Source organism: Flavobacteriales bacterium, assembly GCA_016699575.1.
In the GTDB taxonomy this organism is placed as follows: Bacteria; Bacteroidota; Bacteroidia; order Flavobacteriales_F; family PHOS-HE28; genus PHOS-HE28.
Map to the genome: position 1 here is coordinate 941,130 of CP064979.1, position 16,289 is coordinate 957,418.

Consider the following 16,289-nt stretch of genomic DNA (forward strand, 5'->3'; position numbering starts at 1 on the left):
TCACTTCACAACGGTTACATGCCCGATGATGCTGGTCCCATCATTGGAACACTCGCCGTTGTACTTGAGCTTGTACACGTACACGTCCTGCTTGATCTGGCCATTGTACTGTCCGTTCCAAGCATTGGACAAAGTCGTGGTTGAGAAGATCTGCTCGCCCCAGCGGTTGAAGATCTGGAGCTCCATGTCCTTCTCGCCATAGCCGGTAATGGTGAACTCATCGTTGACACCATCACCATCAGGAGTGAAGGCATTGGGCGCGAACAACCGAGCATCGGCGTCCAAGGAGAGGACCTGCACACTGTCCTCATGGACGCATCCGTATGCGTCCCACACCTGGTAGGCGTAATAGGTCGTGTCCTCCCAACCTCCCTGGTGCCACACATTGTCCGTTTGCCCTGTCGCGCCGTCGGCCCATAGATATGCTGCGCCGCTGTAAGGAACGGTTACATCGATATAGGTGCCGGGACAGGCCGTGCGCGAGCTTTCAAGTTCAAGGGTCGGCGCTTCAATGACTTCCACGGTGTCCGCCCCGGTGCAACCATCGTAGTTCACCTGCACCCAATAGCTGCCTGCCGATTGCACCACCAGACTATCGTTCGTGGACCCATTGCTCCATAGGAAAGAACCACCCGCGGTTCCGGTAGCCGCGATGACGGTGGACAGGCCCGGACAGATGATGCCGTCCGTGGCCGCAACGATCGGGAGCTCATCGATCACGGTGACGTTGACGCTGAGCGAATCGTCGTCGCCGCACCCGAGGTCTTCCACCAGCAGCTCAACGGTGTAGGTTCCCGGAACGGTGTACACATGCGTCACGTCGGTGGTGCTGTATGTGGTGCCATCGCCCATGTCCCATGTATAGGCCACACTATCGCCCGAGCTCAGGTTGAGACCTTCGAGGGTGAGCGAGGTGCAGTTGCCGATCTGGTCCGTGGTGAAGGCGGCCACGATGGGCTCGATCGGATCGATCGTCACGGGCACCACCATCGTGTCGTTGGGGAAACACCCTGCCAGGCAGTTCACGACCAAGGTCACATTGAAGGTCCCCGGAGCAGAATACGTGTGCACCACATTGGTGTCCGTGTAAGTAGTACCATCACCCATATCCCACAGGAAACCGAGGAACGTGCCGGTGCTCTGGTTATCGCTCGTGATCACGAGTTGTTGGCAATCGAACACCTGCTCGATCGAGAACAACGCATCAATGGGGAGCAAGGGCAGCACGTCGATGACGAAAGCCACCGTGTCACTGCCGTTGCAGGTCAGCGCGTCGGAAGCAACGAGCGTGATCGTGTATTGCCCCGGCCCGGCATAAAGATGGTCGTCCACGTTGGCGGTCGTGTAGGTGGTACCGTCCCCCATGTCCCACAGATAGCTCGGGTTGATGCCCGCGCTCAGGTTCACGCAATCAACCAAGGCCTGGCTACAGTTCGGCACCTGCGTGGCCGTGAAAGCCGCTGAAACGGTGTCGGGAGGAAGGACCGTTACGGTTTGAAGCACACTGTCCGGGGTACTGCAACCGGTGGGATCGTACACGAGCAGTTGGATATCGTACGCACCTGTGGTGGCATACACGTGCACTACGTTGGTGTCCATGTATTGGGTGCCGTCGCCCATGTTCCAGATGAACGCCAGCGGGGCCCCGGTGCTGGTGTTGGAGGTGGACACTTCGAACACCGTGCAATCCGAACTGTTCACGGCAGTGAAGGAAGCGTCGAGAGGTTGCGCGAGCCCGATGGTGATCGGGAACGAAACGGTATCGGCCAGGTTGCAGCTCAGGCTGTCGAAGGCGATGAGCGTTACGGTGTAAACGCCGGCGGTGGTGTACAGATGGCTTGGGGCATTCGTTGTATCCAGCGCACTTCCGTCCCCGAAATCCCAGACCCAGTTCGTGCCTGTGCTTGTGTTGCTGAAGTCGATAACGATCGGGGCGCAGCCTTGGTTGAGGCTGCTGGCACCGGCTGCGTTCACACCGGCTACCTGGAAGTCGATCTTGAACACCCCGATATCCCAACCGACGGTCTGGTTGGTGGCCCAGGCCCAGGCCGTCGTTTGCAAGCTGCCCGTGCCACTGCAAACCCCTTGGTAAATGATGCCATCCTTGTCGAAACGGCTCGTTCCACCGTCCACGTGACTTCCGCCGTAGTACGTCCCGAAGAGAAGCCCGATGAAATCGACATCGAAGGCCGCGAGGTAGAACGAACCCGTGCTGTACAGGCTATTGGGAGTAAGCGGCAGGCCAGAGGAGCTGTTGAACCCGCTGATGTAGATATGATCACAATGATCGACCAGGAACGCCACGGGTACTGTGCCCCCGCCGAACCCACCCCCGCCGATGGTCGAACTCACCGGCACTGTGGCCAGGTCGCTCGCGAATTTTGCGACGAAAACGGGGCCGGGTGTGCCATAGGTGCCGACCGGTTGGATGGGGATGGTGCCGTCCGACTGGCCGTAGATCCACACGTTCCCGGCATTGTCAGTGTCCAGGAAATAAGGGCGATCGTCATCAGTCGTTCCGTAGAAGGTGCTCGCCTGCAGCACGGTACCCGTGGGGTTCATCTTCGCCACCCAGCCATCGCGCCCACCGATCTGGGCTGTCTGGTACGCACCAGGGGTTGTAGTGAAATTGGCACTTTCAGTACTGCCGCAGACGAACAAGCTACCGTTGCTCAATCGCAAGCCGAAGGCACCATCATCGCCGCTACCTCCCAAGAAGGTGCTCCAGAGCAGGGCGTTGCATGGACGGTTCACGGAAAGCACTACGCCGTCCTGCCCACCGCCCAACGTTGGTTGAACGGCTCCGGCCGTGGTGGGGAAGTTCGCGCTCTCCGTGAACCCCGCCACGAGCACGTTGTCCGATGCATCCAGATATATCTCGCCCCGGTAGGCCTCGCCATAGTTGCCCCACATGGCGTTCGTGCCATCGCTGCCCGAACCGCCGAGGAACGTACTGCCCGTGAGCGTGGCGGCATTGGCGGAGAATACGGTGACCGTCATGTCGTTACCACCACCGTTGTGCGTGGTGTCGTACGCACCGGCGGTCGTAGGGAAGTTGGTGCTGGCGGTGGAGCCCATGACGCAGAGTTCACCGAAGCTGTTGACGATCATGCTGTGCGGATTTTCACCGGCACTACCTCCGAGGTAGCTCGCCCAAACAAGGTTGCTGCCATCGGGGTTGTACTTGCTGAAGCTCATGTCGGTCCCGCCACCGCCGAACGCGGTCTGGAAGGCGCCAAGCGTAGCCGGATAGCTCGGTCCGAAGTTGCGGGCGCCAGTGTAAATGTTCCCTGCATCATCGTAGGTGGCGCAGTGCCCATAGTTGCTGGCCCCGCTGCAGCCGCTCAACGTGCTTGCGATGAGCACCGGATCGATGGTCACGGACCGCTCTTGGTCATACGCGTCCAGGCGGAAACCAAGGCGGCCGTCGACCAGTTCAAAGGCACAGCCGATGGCCTCTTTCAACCCATCGGAATAGAACGCCACCGGCGCCATTTCGACCACCTCACCGACCGACGTGCGCATCACCAGACGGCCTTGCTCGTCCACTAGCAGACCGTTCAAACCGTCGAACGTGAAGCGCACGTTGCCAACATCGGCCAGCGGTGCGAGCAGCACATCGTATTTCAGGTTGCCCCCGTCACCGTGGAACTGCACGTCGACCCCTTCCCACACCTGCTCGTAACGCACCCCACCTGCCACCGGGACATTTCCGCGCCATTTCGCACGGTCATTCCCAAGGAAGTAATTGTGATAGAAGCTCTTCACGTTGGTGGGACCAACACGCGCCGACGACGAACCGCCAACGAAGCGCACCTTCCAGGAATGTCCATTGAAACGGATGGCCTGTTGTTGCTCCAGGGTTAGTTCGCCAGCATCGTGCATTACCTGGTAAGCGTCCTCTTGCAACTTCACCCAAGTCACCCCGTCGTGCTCAAGGAAAGCCGTGGCTCCCACGGCATCGGCACGGAAAAGGAACGGCTGGTCCCACTGTCCTTGGTTCGTCACGAAATGAACCTGCGCAGGTGCATGGTCATGACCTTCATGGCCTACCTCGGCGGTCCCGTATGTTCCGAAGGCCGGGTAAACCAAGCAAGCAGCAAAAAGTGAGATGGAGAGTTTGAACATGGCGGTACCGGAATTCAGGTGGTCATTTGACGGACCCGATCCCGGTACCGTTGCCCGCCTGGCCGGCCGGAAGACCAATTGCCTTGACACATGGCAGACAAGTCGGGCAAGTACCATGAAGGGCCGGTATTTCCGGCCCTTCGAGGTTGACCGGATCAAGGTTCAGCGCAGCAGGGTCACATGCCCGATGACGCTGGTCTCCTCATTGGTGCAAACGCCGCTATAGGTCAGCTTGTACACATACACGTCCTGCTTTACCAGTCCGTTGAACTGACCGTTCCACGTGTTGGCCATAGTAGTGGTGCTGAAGATCTGTTCACCCCAACGGTCGAAAATGAGCAGTTCCATGTCCTTCTCGCCATAACCGGTCACTGCCAATACATCGTTGATGCCATCACCATCGGGGGTGAAGGCATTGGGGATGAACAACCGGGCGTCGCTGTCCAAGGACGCGACTTCCACGCTGTCCTCGTGCACGCAGCCGTACTGGTCCCAAACCTGGAACCCATAGTAGGTGGTGTCCTCGTACCCACCGGGATGGATCAGGTATTCACTCTGCCCGTCCCCACCGGTGGACCATAGATAGGCCGTTCCGTCGAAGGGAATGGTGAGCACAATGGCGGAGTTCGGGCAGGCCACCATACTGTACCCGAGGTCCTGCGGCGGCGCTGCGATAACCTCGACGGTGTCACTGCCCACACAATTGTTGTAGGTCACCGTTACCCAGTAGTCGCCGGGCTGATCGACAGTGATGATCGGATCAGTACTTCCGTTGCTCCAGAGGTAAGTGGCGCCCGCCGCCAACGTCGCGTCGACAGTGGTCGACGAATCCGGGCAAATGGCGCCGGAGGTAACGGCCGTCACCAGCACGGTATCGACCAGCACGATGGGAATGCTCACGACATCATCGTTGCCGCAAGCGAGGTCTATTACCGTTAGTTCGATGGTGTACAAGCCGGCCGCGGCGTAGGTGTGCACCACGTTCGTATCCGTGAGGATGGTCCCATCGCCCATGTCCCATGTGAAACTGATGCTATCACCGGTGCTCAGGTTCAGGGTCTGCACCGCAAGCAGATCGCAGTTACCGACCTGGTCCGCGGTGAACGCAGCAACGACCGGCGTCAGCGGATCGAGCGTTAAGCTGAAAGTCGCGGTATCATTGGGGAAACAGCCCGGATCCGAGATCGCGACCAAGGTCACTTCGTAGGTACCAGGCGTGCTGTAGGTGTGGGTGATGCTGGTGTCGGTGTAGGTGGTCCCATCGCCCATGTCCCACAGGAACGAAAGGAAGGTGCCGGTACTGGTGTTCGTGGCGCTGACGATGGCCTGCCCGCAATCGATGATCTGCTGTGCAACGAATTGTGCGTCCGGCGGCAGCACTGGCAGGATGTCCACCACGAACGTGGTCGTATCGGCGGTGGGACATGCGAGCGTATCGGTAGCGATGAGCGTGATGGTGTATTGGCCGGGTGCCGCATAGACGTGGCTGGTGACGTCGGTCGTCGCGTAAACGGCACCATCGCCCATGTCCCACTGGTACGAAGGCGCGGGACCTACGCTCTGGTTCACGCAATCGACCGTGGACTGGTTGCAATCCGGCACTTGAAGTGCTGTGAAAGCCGCGGACAGAGGCGGTGATGGAGAGAATGTCACCTGCACGACCATAGTGTCGTTCGGCACGCAACCGAGCGAATCGCTCACGATCAACTGCACATCGTAGGTCCCCGTGCTGGCGTATGCATGGACCACGTCCGGTACGTTCAGGTATGCGTTCCCATCGCCCATCTCCCAGTCGAACACCATGTTGGAACCGGTGCTGTTGTTGGTCGTTTGCACGCTGTTCGATGAGCAATCGGAAAAGGACGCCAGCGTGAAATCCGCAACGATCGGCTGCGGTAACAGGAAGACCTGCGTAATGGACATGGTGTCCGGCGGATAACAACCGAGCGAATCCGTAACGGTGAGGAGCACGGTATAGGTACCCGGTGCCGCATAAGTGTGCACCACACTGGTGTCGTTGTAGAGCGTCCCATCGCCCATGTCCCACTCGAAGATCAGGTTGGTGCCCTGGCTCAGGTTGGTGGTCTGCACGGCCGGGTTGATGCAGTCGGGCACGCTGATGAGCGTGAAGTCGGCCTGCGGAGGGAGCAGCGAATCGACCACAACGGTCATGCTCATCGTATCCACCAGGTTGCAGGCCAGCGGGTCGCTTGCAATAAGCGTAACGATGTATGTGCCGGGTGTGGTGTAAGCATGGAACGGAACGAAGGGCATCTGATAAACGACCCCGTCGCCCATGTCCCATTCAGAGGTCACGAACTGACCAGTGCTCAGGTTCGTGGTGCTTACGATGGTGCCCACGCACGAAGGGGTCACCTGCATCGTGAAATCCGCGACCACCACCGATGGTGCCGGGATGTTCACGAGTATGGTAACGGAGTCCGGAGCACTGCAACCACTGGGGTCGTAAGCGAGCAGTTCCACGAAATACACCCCCGGAGCAGCGTAGGTATGCACCACATTGGTATCCGTGTACTGGGTGCCATCACCCATGCTCCATACAAAGGAGATGGGGTTGCCGGTGCTAAGGTTGATGGTTGCCACCTGTGGCAACGTGCAATCCGGCCCGGTCTGCCACAGGAAATTGGCATCGATGGTTGTTCCGCCCCCGACTACCACGGTCAACTGGGTGGTGTCGGAACCGTTGCAGCTGCCCGGATCGTAGGCTATGAGCGTTACGGTGTAGTTGCCCGGAGCCGTGTACAAATGCGCGGGGGAGTTCGTAAGGTCCAATGGGCTTCCATCCCCGAAATCCCATTCCCACGCCGTGCCCGTCCCCGTGTTGGTGAACTGCACGTTCAAGGGGGCGCATCCCGAGGTCGGCGCAGCAGTGGCACCCGCCAGTACCGATTGCCCACCTACCAAGGTCACCACCACCTGGGCCGTATCGCTTGTACCGCAACCCTGCGCGCCGGCCGTAAGCGTCACCGTGTAGGTGCCGGGTGCAGGGTACGTGTAGGTAACATCAGTGCCTGTCAGCACGGTTCCATCGCCCATGTCCCAGGAAAAAGGGCCTCCACCCAGGGTAGTATTGTTGGATGAGACCGACAGCCCGCAAGGTGGCACGTTCATCGTGAAGGCGGCTTGTGGGGCCGTGGCAAGGAAGAGCTGCACATCATCAACGATGAGCTCCGAACAGGAGGAGCACATGTGGCCCCAATTCGTGAACTTGATGGTGTGGGAGGTATTGGCCGCCACGAACGTGATAACGTAACGCCGACCTATCTCACCGGGCGATGTGCCGTTGCAACGCAGGAACATATTGCCGAACCCGATGTCCAATCCGAAGATCCCGTCCAGGAAAAATGCTCCAAAATCCTCGCCCCCTGCCCAGAACTCGAGCACATAGGTTGAGCCAACGGTAAGGCCGTTCACGGTCTGCTCAAGGCTGACCCCCGTGGTGCCGCCATAGCCGCCCGAATTGTTGTTCGGGTAGCCCGCGGGAATACCGATGACCACACATCCGCTGTCCGCAACACAGCTCGTGTCGTTGACAATGGGCGTGCACACCTCGCAGAAGGAATTGCCCAAATAGGCAGCAGTGACCCCCTCCACAATGGTCGAGAAGCTGTTGTCCACGGTCTGTGAATAGGTGTTCACGTCGCCACCTGTGCAGAGCCAGTTGGTGATGTCGCACGAGTAGTTGAAGGAGTTGGGGCAGATATAATTACCGAACCCACCGCCGCAGGTGTTAAGCTCCATTCCGCCGTTCACGACCAGGTTGGCTTGGCCCGTGTTCACGGCGTTGTTCTGCGCATAACACTCCACACAGACGATCTGGGCCATGGCCCGGCTGCCCATTTGAAATGCAAGGACCGCTAGAAGTGCTCTGTAGATCATTGTTGAACGTTCGTTCTGGAAGGCCGCAACTTACTTCATCGGCATGGGACGGCCGTCTTGACCGGACCATGACGGAGCCTTGACCGGCCAACGCTGCCTGAGGTTGCTTGGCCATTGAGCGCGGGCGAACGCAAGCCCCGACCGGTCAGCGGAATTGCAGGTCGTAAAGACGCTTATAGGCTCCGCCATAGGCCAAGAGCTCCTGGTGGCTGCCTTGTTCGATGATCCGGCCTTTGTCCAGCACGATGATGCGATCCGCGAACTGAACGGTGCTCAGGCGGTGGGCGATGACGATGCTGGTGCGCCCTTTGGTGATGCGCTCGGTTGCCTGGGTGATGAGCTGTTCGCTCAGGCTGTCCACACTGCTGGTGGCTTCGTCCAAGATGAGCACCACGGGTTTGTGCACATAGGCGCGGATGAAGGCGATCAATTGCCGTTGGCCCGTGCTGAGCACGCTGCCGCGCTCCCTCACGCTCGTATCGTAGCCTTCGGGCAGCTGCATGATGAAATCGTGCGCACCGACCGCCTTCGCGGCTTCCATGACCTCCTCGCGCGATATGCTGTCATCATGGAGCGTGATGTTGTTGTGCACCGTATCGCTGAAGAGGAAAACGTCCTGTGGCACCACGCTCATGCAACGACGAAGGCCGTCGAGCTTGTAGGTGAGTATGTCCCGGCCGTCCACCAACACCGCGCCGCGCTGGAACTCGTAAGCCCGGCTGAGCACGTTCACGATGCTGCTCTTTCCGCTGCCCGTAGCGCCGACCAGGGCCACCATCTCGCCCGCCTTCGCGCTGAAGGTGATGTCCTTCAACACCCAGCTCGGCTCCTGTTGACCATTGCTTCCGGGATGGTCCTCATAGGCGAACCACAAGCCCCTTACCTCCACATCGCCCCTCAAACCATCTGTTGAGAACGTCCCTTCGTCGGGAATGACGGCCTGCGTGTCCAGGACCTTGAACACGCGCTCACTGCCCACCATGCCCATTTGCAGGACGTTGAAGCGGTCGGCCAGTTGGCGGATAGGCCGGTAGAGCAGTTGGATGAACATGATGTAGGCTACTACATCGCCATAGGTGACATCGTCGGTGAGCATGCCCTTCACTCCCCACCAAACAAGCAAAGCGATGCTCAGCGCCGCAAGGATCTCCACCACCGGAAAGAACACGCTGTAGGCCCACACACTTCGGATGTTGGCATCGTTGTGCTCTTCGTTGATCGCTTCGAACTTCTTCATCTCTTCCTTCTCCTTGCCGAAGAGCTGCACGATGCTCATGCCTTGGATGTGCTCCTGCACGAATGCGTTCAGCCGAGCCACTTGTGTGCGCACGTCCTGGAAGCTCTTGCGGATGCTGTTCTTGAAGATGTTGGTGGCCCAGAGCAAGAGCGGAACGGGCAACAGGCTGAGCAGCGCCAGTTGCCAGTCGTAAACGAACATGACGAGGATGACCACGACCAGCTTCAGCAGATCGCCGAGGATCATAAGCAGGCCCTGGCTGAAGATGTCTTCGATGGTTTCCATGTCGCTCACCACGCGCGTCACCAGCGTACCGATGGGTGTGCGATCGAAATAGCGCAGACGGAACTGCACCACATGGCGGTATAGCTTGTCGCGCAGATCCAGCATTACCGATTGGCCGAGCCAGTTGGTGAGGAAGGCTTGGTACAACTGCATCACCGTTTCGAGGATGAGCAGTACGACCACGATGATGGTCACCCACCATAACAACTCGGCTGTTCCTTCTCCAACGGTATCCGCAATGGTGCGCGCCGTCCACGCCATGGCCCGTTTGCCCCAGCCATCATCCTCGGTGACGGTTATGATCTTCGCATAGTCGGTTGCCGCGATGTCGACCACCCAACCCAGCACGATGGGCCGCACCACGCCCACGATGCTAAGCAGGATGGTGAGCGCGAACGCCCACCAGAACGCACCGCGGTAGGGCCGCACGAACGACATCACGCGCCGGAAGAGGCCAAGGTCGAAGGCTTTGCCGCTCGCGCTGTCGCTCATTGGGGGATGTACGGATAGCTAACGCAGTGCAAGTAAAGCCCGCAGGCCGGGGCCGCCTTTCCTGCGGCGGATCGGTCCATGGCGCTGATCACGTGCTGCATGTGCTCAGGTGGCTCGGCACCCGTGCCGATGCGAAGGCCGGTACCCACAATGGCGCGAACCATGTTGCGCAGGAAGCGGTCCGCAACGATGAAGAACTCCTCTCCCACAGGTGTGCACCGCCATTCCGCTTTGCGCACATCGCACAGCATGGTCTTGTTGTCGCTGCCGGCTTTGCAGAAACTGGTGAAGTCCTGCTTGCCGATCAAATGCGCGCAACCGGCGTTCATGGCATCAACATCCAACGCCGGACGGAAGTGGTATGAACGGTCGGACAGGAAGGGATCCTTGCGGTGATGCACGCGGTACACATAGCCGCGTTCCGTTGCGTCGAAACGTGCATGCGCATTGTCCGCCACGGGCCAGAAGCGCTTGACGCCGATACTCTCCGGCAGAAGACTGTTGAGGCTGTTCAGCAGCCGCTCGTCCATTGGTGTGCGCGCATCGAAATGCAGGAAGAACTGCTCGGCGTGCACGCCACTGTCCGTTCTTCCGCAGCCGACCACATTGATGTGCGGCTCGCGCAGCACAGTGCGAAGTGCGCTCTCCATTGCTTGCTGCACGCTGGGGTCGCTGGGCTGGTTCTGCCAGCCGCTGAAGCGCGTGCCATCGAAGGCGATCTCGAGGAAGTAGCGCGGGAGGATCTCCATGTGGCCATGTGACCATTTGACCATGAGGTCATGTGGCCATGTGCTGAAGGGGCGCGAAAGTAGAGGGCTGATGTCGCGTTCCATCCGCCAGTGCGCAGGGGGCGCCGATCGCATGCATCGCTAGCTTTCCGGCATGCGCGGTGTCCTGCTCCTGCTTGCATTGTTGACGGTGCCACCATTGGTCGGCCAGTACATTCTCAACACCAGTTTATTGCGCTTGGCGGCCGACGGCATCCATCTGCACGTCGACACGCTCTTCACGGACGGCAACCCCAGTGCCGACGCCGGCACCACGCAGGTGGGTGTTTTCGGCGGCGTGGATCCGTTGCGCTTCCAGAAGCCGGTTCCAGAGGCATTGTTCGGGCTCTTCCGCGCCAATGAAGCCGCTGCCCACGCTGGGCCGCACGTCGCGTTGCGGTTGAACGTGCTCCGACTGGAGGAACACCGCAGCGATGCTGAAGGCGTTGGCACAAGTTCAGTGCACTTCACTTTCTATATGGAGGAAGGCGGTGACTGGTTCATCGTGGATGAGCAGGGATCCACGCTGAGCGATCTCGACCTGACTTCCACCGAGGGCTTGCTTCCCTTGTTGGGCGCCTCCATCAAAGAGTGTGTCGATGGTTTTCTGCGGAACCACGTCACCGGGGCAACGGTGCGGCTGCCTGCGCAGCTCGGCGCCAAGCGTGCCGACGAGCCTGCGTTGGAACCGGCCATCGTGCGGGCCACCTCGTTCCGCAAAGGGCTCTTCCACGATTTCGAGCACTTCAAAGCCAACCTGCCCGATACGCTGACGCCCTTCGTCATCAACCCGCTGCGCACGGCGAATGGCAACCCGAAGCGCGCGCGCCTCGAACTTTCCTCGGGCGACCCGCGCGTGCTGTGGGGCTTCTGCGATGGCAAGCGGCTCTATGTGAACGCAGGCCGTTTTTTCGTGGAACTGTTGCGCGTGGGCAAGGACTTCACCACCGTGCTGCCCACCCCTGAGCCCAAGGAGAACACCTATGCCGCCATGGCCCTGCCCATCCCCGGGCTCTACGGTGCGCTTTTCAACTCTGTTGCCACGTTCATACTGACCCCGCCGCCCGCGACCGGTCCGGCCTATTGGGCCTACAAACTGGACCTGCTCACCGGCCGATTGAACATCAGCGGTTTCGCCGTGCCGAAAGTGATGACCAGTCGGCACTACTTCATCCTGGATGAGGACAGCCCCGATGGCTCTTCCGTCACCATCCGGTCAGGCGACAGCCTGCTCGTACAGCTCAAGCCCGGCACATTCTTCGAGTTCAGTCCGGAGCGGCGATTGGAACCGATCACCCTCACCTTGAAAGCATCTTCGGGCCAAGCCGCAATGATCTCCCTCGACACGTACCGGCTCGACCCACAAGCATTCACCTTGCGCATCAGGAAAGACGGTTCGTTGGCGGTGAAGGAACCACCCGAACACATGACCGCCACCGTGATCGATGAATTGAGGGAACCCGATCGCGCACCGCTGCCGGAGTGAACACCGATCAGGCCAGCGGATCGGCCAACAGCAGTTCCGGGTACTCGAACGGTTCGCTGGCCGCGGCCGAGTTGCCCGCACCGTCCTTGCCCAGTAATGGTCTCACGGGATGTGCCACCATGCCATCTGCAGGGAACGGTTTGATGAGGCCCTTGATCGCTTCTTCATCCGATGTGCTTGTGATGGTGGCCAACCATAACGCCTCGTCGTCCGGGCTGAGGATGACCGGCATGCGCGGGTCGGACGGTCCGCTCTTGCCTGACCCGGGATTGTTGTGTATGCGGCGGAGCAGTTCGTTCGCTCCTGTGGTGACGATGCTGAACGTGTGCACGCGTTCACCGCTCTCCGGGTCCTTCCACACCTCCCACAACCCGGCCAAAGCGAAGTGATCGCGGTCCTTCAAGCGTATGAAATACGGATACGTCTTCTTCCCGAAGTGATGATGCTCGTAGAACCCTTCAACATGCACAAGGCATCGCTTGCTGGTCGCCGAAGAACGGAACGCAGGCTTCTCGAAAATGCTCTCGCCCCTTGCGTTCAGTGTTTGGTTCCAGAGCTGCTTGCGTTGTGCGTCGTCCTTCACCCATGCTGGCACCAGTCCCCAAAGCGAGAGCTGCGGATCGCACGGTGCATCGTCGGTGTACACCACCATCCGTGGATGAGCAAAGGCGTTCGCGAAATGATGCCCACCTGGAGCAAGCAGTTCAGGGAAAGGGCTGAGCAGGCGGGTGAGCTGCTCCACGGCCTTTTGGTCGCCGCGGCTCTTGGCAATGCGCAACGACATTTCCGTGCGGGCCTTCACACCGTAACACATGCGGCGAAGATGGGCGGCGGAATACGTTCCTTCGGCCCATGCGCTTCCTGCCCCACGAACACGCCGATGTGACCGCTGCACTGCGGGAACACGGTATTGATACAGCAGCGGTGCTGTTCGTGAAGCGTCGTGGCAGGTTGCATGTGGAACTGCCCGGCCGCAGCGATGCCTTCGCGTTCTTCCGGGAGAAAAGCACCAAGCTCGATGAGCTGGGCCGCTGGCAGGATCGCGTGGACTACTTCATTGGCGCGGACAAGAAGAACCCGTGCGACTGGTCAACAGTGCTGGGTTCGTTCAAAGCCTGGTTGGCGCAGCGTTGAAGTTCATCACGCTGCTACATTGTCGTCCGCCGGTTGACGTTTTCCACGTCAGCGAACGCCGGTGCCGGATCCGTTGAACCATGAAGCATGTCCTTTCCGCTTGAAGAGATCACTTCCGACTTTCGCGAAGTGAACGAACGAACCGCCGCGCAAGCCGATGCGCACGACCTGTCCCGCAACGGCGGGATCGAAACGGAGATGGCCGCACTGGCCGCCCGCTTCGTCAACAGCACCAACCGCCACGTCTTCCTCACCGGCAAGGCGGGCACCGGCAAGACCACCTTCCTGCACAAGTTGGCCGGCAGCACGCACAAGCGCTATGTCATCCTGGCGCCCACGGGCATTGCCGCGCTCAACGCGAAGGGTGTCACCATCCACAGCCAGTTCCTGCTGCCCTTCGGCGCCTTCCTGCCGGAGAAGCAGCGGCCGCTGGACCTACCGGACGGCGCCTTCCACGACCAGGATTCTCTGACACGGCGTCATCCGCTCAATACGATCCGCCGCAACGTGCTGCGCGAACTGGACCTGCTCATCATCGATGAAGTGAGCATGCTGCGGGCCGATGTGCTCGACGCGATCGACTTCCGCATGCGCGCCGTGCGGCAGAACCGTTACCAAAGCTTCGGTGGTGCGCAAGTGCTGCTCATCGGCGACCTGTACCAATTGCCGCCCGTGGTGAAGGACGATGAGTGGCGCGTGATGCAACGCTACTACGCGAGCATGCACTTCTTCGAGAGCCAGGTGATGAAGCAACACGGCTACGCGCACATCGAACTCGACAAGATCTTCCGGCAGCATGACGACAACTTCATCAGCGTCCTCAACAACCTGCGCAACAACACCGTTTCGCAGCACGACGTGGACACCCTGAACGCGCACTACCGGCCTACCATCAGTGCCGCGGAAAGCGAAGGTGTCATCACCCTTACCACGCACAACTACAAGGCCGACGAACTGAACCAGCGCGCGTTGGCGCAGCTGCCCGGAAAAGCCCACGCGTTCGAGGCGGACATCGACCCCGACTTCCCGGAGAGCATGTACCCAGTACTGGCGAGGATCGAATTGAAGGTGGGTGCCCAGATCATGTTCGTGAAGAACGACATGGAAAAAGCCTACTTCAACGGCAAGCTGGCACGGGTGGAGAAACTGGACGATGACGGGATAACAGTGCGCATGTACGATGGTGCCGGTGACAAGCCCGCCCAAGGCACCTACAAGTTGAAGCGCGAGATCTGGGAGAACAAACGGTATGTGATCGATCCATCCACCAAGGACCAGAAGGAAGAGGTGCTGGGCACCTTCGAGCAATACCCGATCAAGCTGGCCTGGGCCATCACGGTGCACAAGAGCCAGGGCCTCACCTTCAGCAAGGCCATCATCGACGTTGGTCAAGCCTTCGCACCGGGACAGGTCTATGTCGCGCTTTCGAGATTGCGCTCGCTCGACGGTCTCATCCTGCGCACGCGCATCGACCCGAGCGTAGTGAGCAACGACAAGGATGTGGTGGCCTTCACGCAGCGCGGCTTTGAGCAAGAGCCGTTGAGCCAACAACTGAAGGCCCGGCAGCGCGAGTACCTACAACAACTGCTCACCGGCACCTTCGACCTGGGCGATCTGCTGCGCAAAGTGGAATACACGCAGAAGGACCATCCGGAGACGGCACAGTTCGAGGATGAAAGCATGAAGACCGCGCTGCAGGTACTGCGCGATGTGCTGCGCACAGAAGAAGAGAACACCCAGAAGTTCCGCAACCAGTTGATGCGGCTCTTGGCCGAGGACAAGCGCGAGGAACTGCTCATGCGGATCGAAAAGGGCGGTGCCTACTACAGCGACATCCTTTGGGTTCGGATGAAGGCGCTGTTCCAACACATGGCGCAGGCCGAAACGCTCAGCCGCACCAAGGAGTACGTGACCGCCTTGCGCGAGATCGACGGCATGCTGATGAAGCGCATTGCCACCATCGCCAAGGTGGGTTACGTCACCACCTGCATCCTCAACGGCGAGGAGGTGAAGAAGCAAGAGGAACTGGAGCGTGGACTATCGGCCAAGCGCGCGGCCATGGTGGGCGAAGCGCGCGCATGGGCCGAAGAACACCGGCCGAAGAGCAGCGGCAAGACCGGTCGGAAGCGCAAGCAGCGTTCAGGCACTGACGACGTGCCGGATGGCGCCGGTAGCGTAGACCCACCGGGTCGGCCCGCAAAAGGCGCCACCTACGAGAAGACCTACGCACTGCACAAAGCGGGATGGACGTTGGACCAGATCGCCGCTGAACGCAGCATGGCCAAGAGCACCATCGAAGGGCACTTCGCTCGGGGCATCGGAGAAGGTCTGTTGGACATCGAAAGTCTGATGCCCGCAGGAGAACGCGACGCCATTGCGGACTGGATGCGTGAGCACCCGACCGAAGGCCTCAACGGCGCACAGAAGAACTTCGAAGGAAAGTTCAGCTACGGGCAGCTCAGGATGGTGCAGGCGTGGGTGAAGAAAGGAGAGTGAGCGATGTGCACCAGCAGCGACCCCGTCCGCAGGAGCCTCTTTTCCAGATGGATCCGCCGGGCGTGGTTGACCCTAGCGGCTTGTGCCTTCGTTGTGGTGCTGGCCGCCGTGCTCTTCCGCGTCGACGGCTTCGTCAGCCTAGCCAATGAGCCGATGGTGGCCACCCTGTACTGCGCTATGGTCGCCGCGATGCTCCTGGGGTTTCTATGTTCTGTACTACTTCTCGTGGTGTATGGAATTCGGGGCTACAAGCGGTGGTCGCGACCGCGTGTTGACCGGAGATAGCCCGGCACTCCGGCCGGGCTGTTCATCGGTCGATCAACGAACGTTAACGACCTTCATTGCCATTGCGTGGAACAACAAG

General features: G+C 59.9%; 8 protein-coding genes. 3 read left to right on the forward strand and 5 right to left on the reverse strand.

Annotated elements, in window-relative coordinates:
• From IPJ76_03950 to truA, 4 genes are all read right to left on the reverse strand, one after another.
• Entirely contained in the window at positions 1-4,128 is a 4,128-nt protein-coding gene (locus tag IPJ76_03950) for a PKD domain-containing protein (GenBank protein QQR87387.1), read from the reverse strand.
• A gap of 162 nt (positions 4,129-4,290) precedes the next feature.
• Positions 4,291-8,028: a PKD domain-containing protein gene (locus IPJ76_03955; protein ID QQR87388.1), complete on the reverse strand. Its 3,738-nt coding sequence runs from the start codon at positions 8,026-8,028 to the stop codon at positions 4,291-4,293.
• 145 nt (positions 8,029-8,173) lie between these two features.
• Positions 8,174-10,042, reverse strand: coding sequence for an ABC transporter ATP-binding protein (locus IPJ76_03960; GenBank protein QQR87389.1), 1,869 nt, complete (start codon positions 10,040-10,042; stop codon positions 8,174-8,176).
• Positions 10,039-10,791 carry a tRNA pseudouridine(38-40) synthase TruA gene (gene truA / locus IPJ76_03965; protein QQR87390.1) on the reverse strand — a complete coding sequence of 251 codons (753 nt, stop codon included), beginning with the start codon at positions 10,789-10,791 and terminating at the stop codon, positions 10,039-10,041. The genes IPJ76_03960 and truA overlap by 4 nt, the downstream gene beginning before the upstream one ends.
• Before the next feature lie 133 nt (positions 10,792-10,924).
• On the opposite strand from truA, the gene IPJ76_03970 reads away from it, so the two are divergent.
• The gene (locus IPJ76_03970) at positions 10,925-12,295 is read left to right on the forward strand and encodes a hypothetical protein (GenBank protein ID QQR87391.1); all 1,371 of its coding nucleotides are present in this window, start codon (positions 10,925-10,927) and stop codon (positions 12,293-12,295) included.
• Positions 12,296-12,302: 7 nt separating this feature from the next.
• Here the strand turns inward: IPJ76_03970 and IPJ76_03975 are convergent, their stop codons facing one another.
• Complete coding sequence (locus tag IPJ76_03975) at positions 12,303-13,109, reverse strand: SOS response-associated peptidase (protein QQR87392.1); 807 nt, start codon at positions 13,107-13,109, stop codon at positions 12,303-12,305.
• Between the two features lie 38 nt (positions 13,110-13,147).
• Between IPJ76_03975 and IPJ76_03980 the strand changes: the two genes are divergently transcribed.
• Both IPJ76_03980 and IPJ76_03985 read left to right on the forward strand, forming a co-directional pair.
• Positions 13,148-13,429, forward strand: coding sequence for a hypothetical protein (locus IPJ76_03980; protein QQR87393.1), 282 nt, complete (start codon positions 13,148-13,150; stop codon positions 13,427-13,429).
• A gap of 198 nt (positions 13,430-13,627) precedes the next feature.
• On the forward strand, positions 13,628-15,925 hold the full coding sequence (locus IPJ76_03985) for an AAA family ATPase (GenBank protein ID QQR88390.1): 2,298 nt from the start codon (positions 13,628-13,630) through the stop codon (positions 15,923-15,925).
• Positions 15,926-16,289: the final 364 nt, after the last annotated feature.

Excerpts from the sequence above, each read along its gene's own strand:
- IPJ76_03970 (QQR87391.1), top strand. The coding sequence starts at position 10,925 with ATGCGCGGTGTCCTGCTCCTGCTTGCATTGTTGACGGTGCCACCATTG.
- IPJ76_03975 (QQR87392.1), bottom strand. The coding sequence starts at position 13,109 with ATGTGTTACGGTGTGAAGGCCCGCACGGAAATGTCGTTGCGCATTGCC.
- IPJ76_03980 (QQR87393.1), top strand. The coding sequence starts at position 13,148 with ATGCGCTTCCTGCCCCACGAACACGCCGATGTGACCGCTGCACTGCGG.
- truA (QQR87390.1), bottom strand. The coding sequence starts at position 10,791 with ATGGAGATCCTCCCGCGCTACTTCCTCGAGATCGCCTTCGATGGCACG.
- IPJ76_03985 (QQR88390.1), top strand. The coding sequence starts at position 13,628 with ATGGCCGCACTGGCCGCCCGCTTCGTCAACAGCACCAACCGCCACGTC.
- IPJ76_03960 (QQR87389.1), bottom strand. The coding sequence starts at position 10,042 with ATGAGCGACAGCGCGAGCGGCAAAGCCTTCGACCTTGGCCTCTTCCGG.
- IPJ76_03950 (QQR87387.1), bottom strand. The coding sequence starts at position 4,128 with ATGTTCAAACTCTCCATCTCACTTTTTGCTGCTTGCTTGGTTTACCCG.
- IPJ76_03955 (QQR87388.1), bottom strand. The coding sequence starts at position 8,028 with ATGATCTACAGAGCACTTCTAGCGGTCCTTGCATTTCAAATGGGCAGC.